The sequence below is a fragment of the Rheinheimera sp. genome, from assembly GCF_965283995.1.
Taxonomy (GTDB): Bacteria; Pseudomonadota; Gammaproteobacteria; order Enterobacterales; family Alteromonadaceae; genus Pararheinheimera.
In genome coordinates this window covers 4,245,441-4,260,431 of record NZ_CBDIQG010000001.1, presented here as the reverse complement: position 1 = coordinate 4,260,431, position 14,991 = coordinate 4,245,441, and the positions used below count along the sequence as shown (strand labels likewise).

The 14,991-nt window shown below is 53.7% G+C and carries 12 protein-coding genes; 7 read left to right on the top strand and 5 right to left on the bottom strand.

Annotation, left to right across the window (positions count from 1 at the left end; translation table 11 throughout):
• The first annotated feature begins 251 nt into the window (after positions 1-251).
• From ACQ66Q_RS18855 to ACQ66Q_RS18830, 6 genes are all read left to right on the top strand, one after another.
• Positions 252-980, top strand: coding sequence for a cytochrome b/b6 domain-containing protein (locus tag ACQ66Q_RS18855; protein ID WP_430458196.1), 729 nt, complete (start codon positions 252-254; stop codon positions 978-980).
• A gap of 9 nt (positions 981-989) precedes the next feature.
• Entirely contained in the window at positions 990-1,508 is a 519-nt protein-coding gene (locus ACQ66Q_RS18850; protein ID WP_430458195.1) for a helix-turn-helix transcriptional regulator, read from the top strand.
• A 250-nt stretch (positions 1,509-1,758) separates the two neighbouring features.
• A complete protein-coding gene (locus tag ACQ66Q_RS18845) occupies positions 1,759-3,675 on the top strand; it encodes a propionyl-CoA synthetase (RefSeq protein ID WP_430458194.1) in 1,917 nt (638 codons plus the stop codon).
• A gap of 133 nt (positions 3,676-3,808) precedes the next feature.
• Positions 3,809-6,238, top strand: a complete 2,430-nt coding sequence (locus ACQ66Q_RS18840; protein WP_430458193.1) for a M1 family metallopeptidase — start codon at positions 3,809-3,811, stop codon at positions 6,236-6,238.
• Positions 6,235-6,768, top strand: coding sequence for a DUF6702 family protein (locus ACQ66Q_RS18835; protein WP_430458192.1), 534 nt, complete (start codon positions 6,235-6,237; stop codon positions 6,766-6,768). The genes ACQ66Q_RS18840 and ACQ66Q_RS18835 overlap by 4 nt, the downstream gene beginning before the upstream one ends.
• A gap of 163 nt (positions 6,769-6,931) precedes the next feature.
• Complete coding sequence (locus tag ACQ66Q_RS18830; RefSeq protein WP_430458191.1) at positions 6,932-8,293, top strand: class II fumarate hydratase; 1,362 nt, start codon at positions 6,932-6,934, stop codon at positions 8,291-8,293.
• Positions 8,294-8,312: 19 nt separating this feature from the next.
• On the opposite strand, the gene ACQ66Q_RS18825 is transcribed toward ACQ66Q_RS18830, so the two are convergent.
• From ACQ66Q_RS18825 to ACQ66Q_RS18810, 4 genes are all read right to left on the bottom strand, one after another.
• The gene (locus ACQ66Q_RS18825) at positions 8,313-9,215 is read right to left on the bottom strand and encodes an SMP-30/gluconolactonase/LRE family protein (RefSeq protein ID WP_430458190.1); all 903 of its coding nucleotides are present in this window, start codon (positions 9,213-9,215) and stop codon (positions 8,313-8,315) included.
• A gap of 41 nt (positions 9,216-9,256) precedes the next feature.
• On the bottom strand, positions 9,257-9,958 hold the full coding sequence (locus ACQ66Q_RS18820; RefSeq protein ID WP_430458189.1) for a sulfite exporter TauE/SafE family protein: 702 nt from the start codon (positions 9,956-9,958) through the stop codon (positions 9,257-9,259).
• 356 nt (positions 9,959-10,314) lie between these two features.
• Positions 10,315-11,094 (bottom strand): SDR family NAD(P)-dependent oxidoreductase, encoded by a 780-nt coding sequence (locus tag ACQ66Q_RS18815; RefSeq protein ID WP_430458188.1) that lies wholly within the window; start codon positions 11,092-11,094, stop codon positions 10,315-10,317.
• Between the two features lie 31 nt (positions 11,095-11,125).
• Positions 11,126-11,842 carry a FadR/GntR family transcriptional regulator gene (locus tag ACQ66Q_RS18810; RefSeq protein ID WP_430458187.1) on the bottom strand — a complete coding sequence of 239 codons (717 nt, stop codon included), beginning with the start codon at positions 11,840-11,842 and terminating at the stop codon, positions 11,126-11,128.
• A gap of 382 nt (positions 11,843-12,224) precedes the next feature.
• Here ACQ66Q_RS18810 and ACQ66Q_RS18805 point away from each other — a divergent pair, with 382 nt between their 5' ends.
• A complete protein-coding gene (locus tag ACQ66Q_RS18805) occupies positions 12,225-13,853 on the top strand; it encodes a sodium:solute symporter (protein WP_430458186.1) in 1,629 nt (542 codons plus the stop codon).
• Between the two features lie 50 nt (positions 13,854-13,903).
• Here the strand turns inward: ACQ66Q_RS18805 and ACQ66Q_RS18800 are convergent, their stop codons facing one another.
• Positions 13,904-14,899, bottom strand: coding sequence for a glycoside hydrolase family 43 protein (locus tag ACQ66Q_RS18800; protein WP_430458185.1), 996 nt, complete (start codon positions 14,897-14,899; stop codon positions 13,904-13,906).
• Positions 14,900-14,991 lie beyond the last annotated feature (92 nt).

Genomic DNA, 14,991 nt, shown 5'->3' with positions numbered 1-14,991 from the left:
GTGCATTGGTAACTACGCATGTGGCCTGCATTGGAGCCACGCAAAGTATCAATTTTTCGCTGCGCCCAGTTTAATCAATTAAGACAATTGAGACAAGAGCGACAGATGAGCCAAGCAACGCATGCAGGACCCTATCAGGGTGGAGCGATACCGCCGAAAAACAGCCTCTAGGTCATTTGCCTGATATCCAGTTTTAGCTGTTCAACCTAGCATCAGAACCAGTAACTGGTGCCCACAGAAGGTTGAACGACATGACAACGCGTATTTATGATTTACCCACCCGTATGTTTCATTGGCTCTTTGCCGGAAGTTTTTTAACAGCATTCACCATCGCCAATACGATCGACGATGAATCAACAGCCTTCGCCTGGCACATGCTGGCCGGGCTTATCATGGTGTTTACTGTGCTGTTGCGGATAGTCTGGGGCTTTGTTGGTACGAAGCACGCGAGATTCAGTGATTTTCACCTCAATCCAGCCGCGCTTTTTCAATACATTAACGGAGTGTTTACCGGAAACAATATTCCCAGAGCAGGCCATAATCCAGCGTCGAGCTGGGCTGCGATGCTGATGATGCTTCTGGCTATTGGCCTTGGGGTGTCGGGTTATCTGATGGCATCAGGTTCAGCAGGAGACGTGCTGGAAGATGCCCATGAACTCATGGCTGACCTGTTTATTGGCGTGGTGATCCTTCATCTTGCAGGTCTCGTGCTGCATAACCTGAAACATCAGGATCAACTCAGTAAAAGCATGCTATCTGGAGATAAACAGGGTTTAGATCAAAGCACCCAGAGTGTTCGCTCACATAGACTGTTGGGGTTGCTGTTTGTCTGTCTGACATTGAGCTTTGGAATGTACCTGCAGCAGAACTTCGCCCCCGCCACCGGAACTCTTCATCTGTTGGGAACGACCTTACAACTCAGTGAAGCCGGGGAACACAGCAGCAACAAAAACGCATCCGAAGAAAACGATGACGATTAGAGAATCACTATGCAGACAAATGAACGCTGGGTGTTGTTGTTAACCTTACTGTTGATCGTGTTGGTTGTGGCGGTAGATCTTATTACTGACACTTCGCAGGGCGTTATTCTGTGGCATATTCTGGTCGAGGGATCTGCCGGAGTTCTTGCTCTGGTCGGAATTCTGTATCTGCTTCATCAACAATTTCAGCTCAAAGGCGCTCTGCAAACAGAGCGTCAGCTATCTGCGGCCTGGCAACAAGAATCGGAACAATGGCGCGCGCAATCAAAAGCCTATCTGGCAGGCCTATCCGTGATGATTGACCAGCAACTGCATGCTTGGGGCCTCACGCCTTCGGAGCGGGAAGTTGCCTTTTTCTTACTCAAAGGGATGAGCCTGAAGGAAATTGCTTCGCTTCGAAATACCAGCGAAAAAACAGCCCGTGTGCAATCCACCGCGATTTACGCCAAGTCTGGCTTGAATGGCCGCTCTGAATTGTCAGCATTTTTTCTTGAGGACCTGCTGCCTGAAACGGACGCGGGTCATTAACCTCTGCGTGTCGTTTTTTCTCCAATTTCGCGGATTGCCGGCAAGGGCGATCTTGTGACGACCAGCCAGCCCCCAAGCATCGTCACAAAATTCACAAGCGGCAGAGACACCAACCTGAGCCAGAAAACCGACCACAAAACCCCATAACTCTGACTTTGCATAGCGCCTCGCCCCCGCCGAAAGTCTAAGTTCTTTGCTACCGAAAACCCGCTACAGTCTGTTTTGTATTTTTCGTCGGGGAACATCTGCCATGACCAGCACTAATCAGCCACTCAGCACTTATCAGCAACTGCAGCGCCATGCCGCCAGCGCGCCGGAACTATTCTGGCAACAGCAGGCCGCGCTGCTCGATTGGTTTGAAGCGCCGACGCAAATTTTAACGCAGCAGGATAGCGATCATTACCAGTGGTTTGCCGATGGTGTGCTCAACACCTGTTATCTGGCGCTCGATAGTCAGGTCATTCAGGGCCGGGGCAATCAGACAGCACTGATTTATGACTCGCCAGTCACCGGCACTAAACGCAAGTACAGCTATTTGCAGCTGCTCGATGAAGTGGCGCTGTTTGCCGGTGTGTTGCAGCAACAGGGTGTTGGCAAAGGTGATCGTGTGGTGATTTATTTGCCGATGACGCCGCAGGCGGTGATTGCGATGCTCGCTGTGGCGCGGCTTGGCGCCGTGCATTCAGTGGTATTTGGTGGTTTTTCCGCGCATGAACTGGCGCTGCGTATCGACGACGCCACGCCCAAAGTTATTGTCAGCGCGTCCTGCGGCATCGAAATTAACCGACTGATTGCTTATAAACCGCTGTTAGATGAAGCGCTTGAATTAGCCACGCATCAGGTTGCACATTGCATTATTTTCCAGCGCGAACAGTTATTGGCCGAGATGCAACCGGGTCGCGATTTGGACTGGAACCAAGCAATGGCCAGCGCCAGCCCGGCCGCTTGTGTGCCAGTCAAATCAACAGACCCGCTGTACATCCTCTACACCTCCGGCACCACCGGTAAACCCAAAGGTGTGGTGCGCGATAATGGCGGCCATGCAGTGGCGCTTAGTTACAGCATGCGTACCATTTATGACTGCGGCCCCGGCGATGTGTTTTTTGCCGCGTCCGACGTCGGCTGGGTAGTCGGTCATTCCTACATCGTCTATGCACCGTTGTTCGCCGGCTGCACCAGCATTTTGTATGAAGGCAAGCCAGTATTTACGCCGGATGCCGGCGCCTTCTGGCGGCTTTGTGCCGAATACAAAGTCAAAGTGTTATTCGCTGCCCCCACCGCCTTTCGTGCGGTGCGTAAAGAAGACCCGGATGCAGCCTTACAAACTTATGATTTGTCGGCACTGAAATACATTTTTATGGCCGGCGAGCGCTTAGATCCAGCCACTTATTTTTGGGTGACCGACAAAATTGGTAAACCGGTGATTGACCATTGGTGGCAAACCGAAACCGGCTGGGCCATCAGCGCCAATCCGGCCGGTGTGGCGCTGTTACCGGCCAAAGCCGGCTCCGCAACAGTGCCAGTACCTGGCTATCAAGTCGAGATCCTCAGCGACAACGGCAGCCTACTCGGCCCGAATGAACAGGGTTACATTGCGATCCAATTGCCGCTGCCGCCGGGTTGCCTCAGCACCATTTGGGGCAATGACGACCGTTTTGTCGACGGTTACCTGCGCACATTCCCCGGCTACTACGCCAGCGGCGACGGCGGTTATCTCGACGAAGACGGCTATTTATTTGTGATGGGCCGCACCGACGACGTGATCAATGTCGCCGGACACCGCCTGTCGACCGGCGAAATGGAACAAATCGTCGCCAGCCACCCGGCCGTGGCGGAATGTTGCGTGATTGGCATTCATGAACCGATCAAAGGACAACAACCACTGGCCATGGTGTTATTAAAAAATGGCAGCGTTATCGCAGAATCTGTGCTCGAAGCGGAATTGGCGGCGATGGTGCGAAAGGAAATCGGCGCTTTGGCCTGCTTTAAAAAGGCGATTATCGTCAAACGCTTACCGAAGACCCGTTCCGGTAAAATCCTACGTAAACTGCTGCGACAAATCGCCGCCGGCAGCGAGTACAGCATTCCGTCGACCATCGATGACCCCGCCTGTCTGGCAGAGATCCAACACATCATGGCGGAAAAGCAATTGGTCGGGCAGCTGTGATGGCTGCCTACCGCACCCACTGAACCAGCAGAAATGGAATATCATCGCATTTTATCCGGCAGCGGCTTGTCGCTGCCAGCCCCGCCGGTTAGGGTGATAGATCATCCCTCTTTGCGATCTGAACAAGGCTGTTATGTCCGGTGTAAAAACTTTACTCACGCTGAGCCTGCTGCTCAGCAGTACCGTTGCTGTCGCTGCAGTGCAGCAAACCAAAGGCGATTTTGTCGACAAGTTCCGCCAGCTTGATGAAGAATTGCCAACACCGAATATCTACCGCAACGCCGCCGGCGAACCGGGCCAGCAATACTGGCAACAGCAGGTTGATTATCAGATCAAGGCTACGCTAGACGAATCTAAACGCCGGCTCAGCGCCAGTCAGCAAGTGACGTACCGCAACAACTCGCCGTACTCGCTGAAATACCTCTGGTTGCAGCTGGATCAGAACGTATTAAAAAACGATTCGATGGCGGAAATGACCGAGACTTTTGGCGCTGCAGAATTACGCGACGGCAAACCGGCGCGCATTAGCCTCGACCAGTTGCGCCGTCAGCAATTTATGGCCGATACGGAACTCGGCTACAGCATCAATAAATTAGCCAGTGATGGCAAAGCGCTGCGTTATGTCATCGTCGGCACGCAACTGCGGATTGACCTGCCAACCCCGTTAAAACCGGGCCAACAAACTGAATTCACGCTGGATTATGCGTTTAACATCGCCGAAGAAGATGCGGTGAATGAACGTGCCGGCTACGAGCATTTCCCGGACGATGCACGTAAAGGCGGTAACGATATTTTCCTGCTGGCGCAATGGTTTCCGCGCCTGGTGGCTTATACCGATTACGAAGCCTGGACCAATAAAGAATTTCTCGGTCAGGGCGAATTTACGCTGGAATTCGGCGATTACGATGTAGCCCTGACAGTCCCGGCCGACCATATTGTTTCTGCGACCGGTGAGCTGCAAAACCCGGCCGATGTGCTGACCAGCGCACAACGCCAGCGCCTGGAACAAGCAAAAACCGCCAAGGGCCCGGTGCTGGTGGTCACGCCGGCTGAAGCGCTGGAAAACGAAAAAGACGGCAGCAACAGCCAAAAAACCTGGCGCTTTAAAGCCGACAATGTACGCGATTTTGCCTGGGCTTCCTCGCGCAAATTTATCTGGGATGCCAAAGGTTATCAGCAAGGCGGCAGCGAGCAGCCTTTTGTCATGGCGATGTCGTTTTACCCGAAAGAAGGCGGCGAGTTATGGCAGAAGTATTCCACCGAAGCCGTGATCCACACGATGCAGGTGTACTCACGCTTTGCCTTTGATTACCCCTACCCGATTGCGCAGTCCGTCAATGGTCCGGTCGGTGGCATGGAATATCCGATGATCACCTTTAACGGCCCTCGCACAGAGCTGCAAAAAGACGGCAGCCGCACCTATTCACTGGCGGAAAAACTGTTCCTGGTTGGCGTCGTGATCCATGAAGTCGGTCATATCTATTTCCCGATGGTGGTGAATTCTGACGAACGGCAATGGACCTGGATGGATGAAGGCATCAACAGCTTCCTCGACGCTGTGGCCGGTCGCGAATGGGACCCGAAAATGCCTTGGGGCGTCGAAGCGCGTGATGTCGTTGATTATATGAAAGGCGACCAGCAAGAACCGATTATGACCCAGTCCGACAGCGTGACCAGCCTGGGACCTAATGCCTACACCAAACCAGCCGTGGCGCTTGGCATTTTGCGTGATGTCATTCTGGGACGCGAATTGTTTGATTTTGCCTTCCGTGAATACGCCACGCGCTGGAAATTCAAACGCCCGACGCCGGCCGATTTTTTCCGCACGATGGAAGAAGCCAGCGGCGTCGATCTGGACTGGTTCTGGCGCGGCTGGTTCTACAGCACTGACCATGTCGATATCGCACTGGAAAAAGTCTACAAACTACAGCTCGACACCGAAAACCCTGATATCGATATGGACCGGGAACGGCAGGAAGATCGGAAAAAACCGGCGTCCTACTTCGCCGAACTGAATGTCAAAGAAGGCAAAACGCCGTGGGTTGACAACAACAAAGACGTCACTGATTTTTATGATAAAAACGATCAGTTCACCGTCACCAATAAAGAGCGCAACAGTTATCAGCAATTCCTGAAAGACCTGAAACCCTGGGAGCGGCGGGTACTGGACCGTGCGGTCAAAGAAGACAAAAACTATTATGTGCTGCAGTTCCGCAATCAGGGCGGTCTGGTGATGCCCATTCTGCTGCAACTGACCTACGCCGACGGCTCAACCGAACAGCAATATATCGCTGCCGAAATTTGGCGCCAGTCGCCGCATGCGGTCAGCAAACTGCTGGTCAGCGACAAGGTATTAGTCAAAGCCGAAGTCGATCCGAAATGGCTGACTGCTGACGTGGATGTTGATAACAACGTCTACCCACGGCAGATCATTGAATCGCGCATCGAATCCTTTAAACGGGAAAAACGCAAAGGCCACACGCAGCGCGACATCATGCAAGACAGCAAAACCAAGCTGAAAAGCGCCGATGACCAAGACGACAAAGCTGAGAACCAACCATGATGCGCCAGACCTTTTGGCTGCTACTCACTGCGCTGTTGTGCTTTGGTGCGCCATTGCAGGCGCATCAGATGAAAACGGCCATCACTAAGCTGCTGTTTAATGATCGCAGCGGCCAGTTGGAAGTGATGCACCGTTTTTATCTGCATGACGCTGAACATGCGGTCAAACACCTGCAGGGCAAAGCCGCCGATATCCATCAGCAGGAAGCCGCACGGGCGCAGTTTGCCGCTTATGTCGCGACGCATTTTAGTCTGACCCTGAATGGCGAACCACTGCAGCTGAAGCTGCTCGGCAGCGAACTGGATGGCCGGCATATCTGGGTTTATCAGGAAATTGCGTTGCCAAAGGCAGAACTGAACACGCTGAGCGTGCGTCATGATTCCCTGATGAACATCTGGCCGGCACAAATCAATGTGGTCAATCTCGAAGGGCGGGGCCCGGTGCGGACTCTGAAGCTCAGTAAGCAGGAACCGCAGCAAAGCTTCAGTTTCAGTGCGGTGACCAAGCCAGACTCGCCAGCCCAACACTAACGCTCTGACATCGATTGCTGCCGACATCGTTTTATGTCTGTCATATCGCCCGTTGCATCAGGCAACGGGCCAGAACTACAAACACGCAGCTGCGCAATAGGTCAGCTCGCCTCTGGTAGCCTGACCTATACTGTCCCTTCTGGCAGAAAAAGAGGGACATTTGATGACCACCCGCACCGAATACGACAGCATGGGGGCGCTTGAGGTGCCCCAAAGCGCTTTGTATCAAGCGCAAACCCAGCGCGCTGTGCAGAATTTCCAGATAAGCCCCAGCCCAATGCCGGCCGGTTTTATCCGCGCCATGTTATTGATTAAACAGGCCGCCGCCCACAGCAACAGCGCGCTTGGCCTGCTCGATGCCGACATCGCCGACGCCATCATTAGTGCTGCCGCAGCTCAGCTGGCAAACCCGGACTGGTCGCAGTATCCGGTGCCGGTGTATCAGACCGGTTCCGGCACCAGCAGCAATATGAATGTTAATGAAGTGCTGGCGACGCTGGCCAGTGATGCACTAGGCCGGCCGGTGCACCCGAATGACCATGTGAATCTCGGGCAAAGCAGTAATGACACAGTGCCGACCGCTATTCACGTCAGCGCGGCCCTCGCTATCCAACAGCAACTACTGCCGGCACTGCAACAAATGCAGCACGCCATCGCGGCGCAAAACGCCGTATCCGGCACCATATTAAAAACCGGTCGCACCCATTTAATGGACGCGATGCCGGTGAAATTTTCGCAGGTATTCGCCGGTTGGCAGGCTCAACTAGGGCATGTCGAAACATTGCTGCAGGAACAGCTGCCGCGTTTACAACAGCTGGCACAGGGCGGAACTGCAGTGGGGACAGGCGTCAATGCGGCGCCCGGATTTGCCAATCGCTTTGCGGCGGAACTCAGTCAATTAACAGGCCTCTCCTTTATACCAAGTGCCAATTTTTTCTTTAGCATGGGCACTCAGGATACTGCGGTGGCCTGCTCTGGCGTGCTGAAAACGCTGGCAGTGGCGCTGCTGAAAATTGCCAATGACTTACGCTGGATGAACTCCGGGCCTTTGGCGGGTCTCGCTGAAATCGAATTACCGGCGCTGCAACCGGGTTCGTCGATTATGCCGGGGAAAGTGAATCCGGTGATCCCGGAAGCAGTGGCGATGGCTTGTGCTCAGGTGATTGGCCATGACGCCGCCATCACGATCGCCGGACAGTCCGGCAATTTTGAACTCAATGTGATGTTGCCTTTGGTGGCCAACAATCTACTCGGCAGCATTGATTTACTCAGCGGTAGCTGCGAGGCCTTTGCCCGGCAATGCATTGCAGAAATGAAAGTGCGCGCCGACAACACCGCCCGGGTGCTGGCGCTCAATCCAATTCTGGTGACTGCGCTGAATCCCCTGATTGGTTATGAAAAAGCGGCACAGATCGCCAAACAGGCCTATCAGCAGCAAAGACCAGTGCTCGATGTGGCGCTGGAATTATCCGGTTTACCGGAAGCGCAACTGCGGCAATTGTTAGATCCGGCTCGGCTGGTTTAACACTGTGATGTGCGCCGTCTCAGCGCGGCAACAACACCTGTGGTACCACTTCACCGGGAATAGCCGGGGCAAACCGGAACAGCTGCCCGGCCAGCGGTTGCTGTTGTAACTGCACAGCAGTTAGACCGACCCGGGCTGTGGTGATGTAAAGCTGGCGCAGGTCTGGTCCGGCAAACGCCAGATTCGTCACATTACTGACTGGCAGCGTAACACGATTTGTTAGCAGGCCATTGGCGTCAAACCGGCAAATGCCGCTGCCCTGCCACTGTGCCACCCACAAGCCGCCCGCAGCATCCAGCGCCATCCCATCCGGAAAGCCCTGCTCTGCTGTAAAACGAATAAAACACTGCTTGTCCGACAGGTCGCCGTCGGCAGAGACGGCAAAACGATAGATTTCACGGCTGGCTGAACTGGCGTGAAACAGCTGACGACCGTCAGCGCTGAACACCGGACCATTGCTGACGACATATCCGGTGTCGACACAATACAAACCACGTTGATCCAACCGGTAAAGTTGCCCGGTCGGCGCTTGTTCAGCATTGTCCATAGTGCCAAACCAAAGCCGGCCCTGGCGATCCGCCCCACCATCGTTCAGCCGGTTACCTGCAGGCTCTGAGCTCAACAGCGCCGGATCTAATGGCGTCACCAGACCCGTGTCCGGATCAAGCCAACCAATGCTGCGACACATTCCCAACAGGAATAATGGCCCCTGACTACCGACCAGCCAGCAGCCGGGTTCCTGCAACGCAATACGGCCCGCCAATTGGCTGGCAGGTTCAAACCAATATAACCAGGGATGCAGGATATCGACCCAAAACAAACGTTGCCGCACGGGATCCCAATGGACTCCTTCTGCCAGCGCGGCGGCAGATCCGGGGCAGACTTGCGCTTGGTCTGCAGCAATAACTTGACTGGATGGCATCTGATACTCGTTGTTGTCATTCTGGACGCGCCGGCGACGGTTTACAGCACTATAGACAACAGGCCGGCAGCAAAGGCTACCAGCAGAATCAGCTGCCGTAAACGTTGGCCAGGCAGATGGCGACCCACAAAACCCGACATGCCCCAGCCGATCAGCAGGGCCGGCACAGATTGCAGAAACAACCAGAGATCAGCCCAGCCGGAAATGCCCCCCAACCACAACACCACCATGCCAAACACATTGATATAAAGAAAAAATACACTGAGATTTGCATTGCGCTGTTTTGACGGCGCATGCTGATACAACAACCCCATCGGTGCGCCACCCGCAGATGTGGTAGTCCCCATAAAACCGGAAAAGATACCGGCAATAAAGTTATTGCGTGGACTCAGTTGCGGCCTCGCCCCAATCACTGACAACAACACTGCAATAACAATCAACGCGCCAAACAACATGCGATATTGCGAAAAAATCAGCACCGACATCAGCAACGCCGCGCCTAACACACCGACAGTGCCACCGGCCAACGCATAGCTGGTTTGGCGCCATTGCAGATCCTGATGGTTGCGGATCGACATCAGCAACGTCAGCAGCAAAGCATTTAGGATCATCGGCCCCGGCACATATTGCGGCGCCAGCAAAAACAGCAGTGGTGCACTGAACAGGCCAAGACCAAATCCCAATAAGCCCTGCAGACAGGCGCCAATCAACAGGATCAGGTTTACCAGTAATACTTCAATCAATCAGACAGCCTCTTGATCATCGCGGCACAGAAAGTAAATCATTTTAATATTATAATACAAATTGAAAAATACAAGAGAAGACATCTACTTGCAACATCAGACCTGGTGAATTTCCGCAAGCAGATTGGCACATTGACGTTGGATAAGGGGGAATAACCTATATACGGCGTGTGACGACAAGCGTGTGACGCCCAGCATGTGACGAGCATCGTGTGACGCCCATCGTGTGACGAGCAACAGCTTCAATTGCGCGTAGCTACTATCGCATTCGACCGCTATACCGGCTCAGCGCAGCGTCAGCGTAAATTTTCCAACATCAGCAGCTGATAGGTTTGTATAAAAGGAATTGCGGGCGACTACACCCAGCCGCCGTCAACAATGACACTTTGGGCAGTCAACATCCGGCTGTCGTCGGCGGCGAGGAATAAAGCCATATCGCAGATGTCGTCCGGCTCCAACGGTTGTTTGATGGACTGATGCCGGTTGATTTCTTTTACCGTATCAGCGTCCAGCCAGCGCGCCAGCTGGCGTTCAGTCATGACCCAGCCCGGGATCAGACTATTGACGCGGATATGGTCGACGCCATAACGGCCGGCCAGTGTGCGGGTCAGGCCTTCAATCGCTGCTTTGGCTGTGGTGTAAGCCGGCATGCAGGTTTGTTTAATCCGCCAGCTGATCGACCCCAGATTAATAATACTGCCGCCGCCCAGCTGCTGCATTTGTGGTAACACCGCTTGTGCGGCGAAAAAATAATGGCGCAGATTTACCGCAAAACGTTCATCCCAATACTCTACGGTCAGCTCTTCAACCTGATGGCGGGTGTCGTCGGCCGCATTGTTAATCAGCACACTGATCAGGCCAAAATGCTGCTGCGCCTGACTGATGCAGGCCTGTAATGCGTCGATGTCCCGAATGTCACAATGCATAAATAATGGCGGGTGGCCACCATGCTGGCTGACCTGACGCACCAGTGCTTCACCGGGCTCGCGGGCAATATCGACAAAAGCCACCTGAGCGCCCTGCAGACAAAAGCGTTCGACCATCCGGGCGCCAATGCCGGTGCCGCCGCCACTGATAAACACCACTTTGCCGTTCAGACTGGGGTAACTCGCTTTGTGGTTCAGCTGTTGTTGCATAGTGATCCCTGTGTACTGCCGGCGAAGTCGCTTAGCTGCGTCTTTTAATTTCAGCTTCGATAAAGGTCATCGCTTCGTCAATCAGATGCGTCATCAGATTCTTCGCGCGCTCTGGCTGACGATTACGGATCGCTGTGCAGATTTTGGCATGATCTTCTGCCACCGCGACATCATTGGCCTTAGCCGGTGTCGTGTGCTGAATACTGACATTCAGCGCCGTGCTGATAAAATCGCGCAACTGGAAAAAGAAGCGGTTCCGACTGGCGAACAACACACTGGTATGGAACGCCAGATCGGCATCATGCATGCTGGCGCTGGGGTCTACCGCTGCGACGCGCATCGCTTCAACGGCTTTTTCAATCTGATCGATGTCTTCATCAAGGGCGAATTCAGCGGCCAGGGCCGCGGCCTGGGGTTCAATCGCCAGGCGCATTTGCAGGAATTCTTTTAATACGTGTAATGACGGACTGCTGTCGAGCAACCAGCTCAATACGCTGGTGTCATACAGGTTCCAGTTGCTGGGCTGTTCAACACTGATCCCCTGACGCGGCCGGGATGAAATCAGGCCTTTGGCTGCCAGCATTTTTACCGCTTCACGCACTGCGGTGCGGCTGATACCGTATTCCTCACAGAGCTGTGCTTCCGTCGGTAAACCTGATTCGCAGCTGTATTCACCGGCCACAATGGCACGTCCCAGGTCGTTGGTCACTTGCTCGGACAGATTTAAATTCTCAATGATACGAACCATGATGGCTCCTCCAGACAAAGTTGGGCTGGCGTCTGATTGCCGCGGATGCTGTCATATTAACATATGTTGTGACGATATCCGCCAAACACCTGCACGCCCACATGGAATGAGACTCAGGCTCTCGCTCGGCGCTCGCGTACACATCAGTCGTCGCAATGTACCAACTTGCCGAAAAACCAGATGAAATTCAAGCTTTAAACCTATTTTCCCCCGACATCCTGCCAGTGACAGCCCCACCGCTTTGACCGCTGATGATCGACACCGATCAGGCTTCCTATTATTAATTTTGTATTATAATATGCTTTATGAACAATAATTGCCCATCCAGTGCCATGGTTCAGCTGCCAAGGCGGCGTGATGAGCTCAAAAAAGGACAGAGGACATGGTTGAACTAAGTACGATGGACTGGCTGGTACTGGCTGGTTTTGGTTTGCTGATGATCGGGGTCGTTGTCGCCTCGATGCGGCAAAAAGAAGAAGATACCGCCGATTATTTTCTGGCTGGCCGTAATGCCGGTTGGTTGGTCATTGGCGCGTCGATTTTCGCCTCCAATATCGGCTCCGAACATCTGGTCGGTTTGTCCGGCTCCGGCGCGGAATCCGGTATGGCGTTGGCACACTGGGAATTACAATCCTGGATCATCTTGTTGCTCGGCTGGCTCTTCGTGCCTTTTTACTGGAGCAGCAAGGTCTACACCATGCCGGAGTTTCTCGAGCGGCGCTTTAATCCACAATCGCGTAGCTTCTTATCGGTGATCTCGCTGGTTAGCTATGTGCTGACGAAAGTGGCCGTCACTGTCTATGCCGGCGGTGTCGCCTTTAAAACCATTCTGGGTATTGAAAGTATCTGGGGCATCGACTTTTTCTGGATCTCGGCCGTAGGGCTGGTCGTACTGACAGGTATCTACACCGTGCTCGGCGGCATGAAAGCGATCATGTGGACGTCGGTGATCCAGACGCCTGTGCTCATTATCGGTTCTGTGGTGATCCTGGTGGTCGGTTTGGATAAAGTCGGTGGTTGGGCTGAGATGGAACGGCTGAACGGTGAAAATATGCATCTGATGCGTGCCGCCACAGATCCGGATTTCCCTTGGCCGGGCATTTTGTTTGGCTCTTTTATCATTGGTTTCTGGTACTGGTGTACTGACCAGTACATTGTGCAGCGCGTGTTGTCAGCCAAAGGCATTCAGGCGGCACGACGCGGCGCGATTTTCGCCGGCTATCTAAAGTTATTGCCGGTATTTATTTTTCTGGTGCCAGGTCTGATCGCCCATGCGCTGCAGGCGAAAGGCCTGATCTCATTTGATAGCGCCGATCAGGCGTTCCCGACGCTGGTCGCTGAGCTGCTGCCATCCGGCGTCAAAGGCATTGTCATTGGCGGCCTCGTGGCCGCGCTGATGAGTTCGCTGGCATCTTTATTCAACTCATCTGCGACGCTCTTTACCATCGACTTCTATAAAAAATACAAACCGGAATCCACTGAACAGCAGCTACTGAAAGTGGGTCGTATCGCGACAGTGGTGGTTGTGGTGCTGGGCATTTTGTGGATCCCGGTGATGAGCCTGATCGCCGACGTGTTGTACGAATATCTGCAAAGTGTGCAGTCGCTGATTGCACCGGGGATTGCCGCAGTGTTTTTATTGGGGATTTGCAGCAAGCACATCACGCCAACGGCCGGTTATGTCGGCCTTGTTGCCGGCTTTGTGCTTGGCATGATCCGCCTGGTATTACTACCGTTTCGTGAAGCGATTCATGGCACGCCCATCGCCTGGATCGTCGAAATGAACTGGCTGTATTACTGTGTCTTGTTGTTTGTGGTGGTCTGTATCATTGTGATTGGTCTGAGCTTCGTCACCAAAGCCCCGAGCGAAGAGAATGTGAAGGGTCTGACATTCTCGACCTTAGGCAAAGATACAATGCAGCAAGTGATCCAGGGACTGGATAAATGGGATTACATCCATTCCGGTATCATTCTGGGGATCACTGCCTTTATCTACTGGCGCTTCTGGTAAAGAGTCACCGCTGTGCGGAAGCCGGCACTGCCGGCTTCCGTTTTCAAGCTTTAATCCGCCTGTTCCGGCGCAAACATTGGAAATCCTTCTGCATCAAATGGCAACACCCGCAACCGGGTGTGGCGGTTCGGATCCGTCAGCGGCGTGCCCTGCAAATCCCGATAGTCTCTGCTGTGATAAACCATCAAGTCGGTTTTGCCATCTTCGGCCAGCACAAAACTATTATGCCCGGGACCAAAGCGTTTTAACGCAGCATCGCTTGCAAACACAGGCTCGGCACGCTTCTGCCAGCTGGCCGGATTGAGCAGGTCCGTGTTGGCATCCGCCCAGAGCAACCCCATGGCATAACGATGATCAGTGGCACTGGCTGAATAGGTCACCAACACCCGGCCATGCTTCACCAGCACCGCCGGACCTTCATTGACCTTATAGCCCTGAGTTTCCCAGGGCAAAGTCGGCTCACTGAGTTTCACCGGCGTGCCTTTGATCTTTGTCGGGCCATCCATCGCAGCTATCCACAACGCTGAGTTATAGGTTTGGGCCAGATCCTGTTGTGCCCACAGCAGGTAACGCTGCCCACGATGCTCAAAAGTGGTGGCGTCCAGCGCAAAGGTATCCAGATGGGTGCTGAGTTCACCTTCTTCCTGCCAACTGCCCTGAGTGGGGTCTGCCGATTTGTTCGATAACACATACATCCGGATGTGGAAGGGGGCATCGATGCGGCTGGCGGCAAAATACAGATACCAGCTGTTGTTGATGCGGTGCAGCTCCGGCGCCCAGATATTGGCACTCATGGGGCCGCTGGCTTTTTTCTGCCATACCCGCACCGCTTTCGCCGTTTTTAATCCGGCCAGACTGCAGCTGGATCGGATCTCCAGTTCAGAAAAATCCGGTACTGTGGCGGTAAAGTGATAACAACCGCTCTGCGCATCGCGATAGATAAAAGGGTCTGCCCGTTGCAGCAATAACGGATTTTGCGGCAAAGTGACGGCAGCACCCACCTGAAATGCAAGCAAACCGCCCAAAGTGAAAACAGCCAAGCGCATCGTTCAATCTCCTGTGGTCGCCGCTCTTGTGAGCGTCGGATCTATTCTGTACTATTAATATTGTATTACTTATTATCAAGAATCAACCGGGC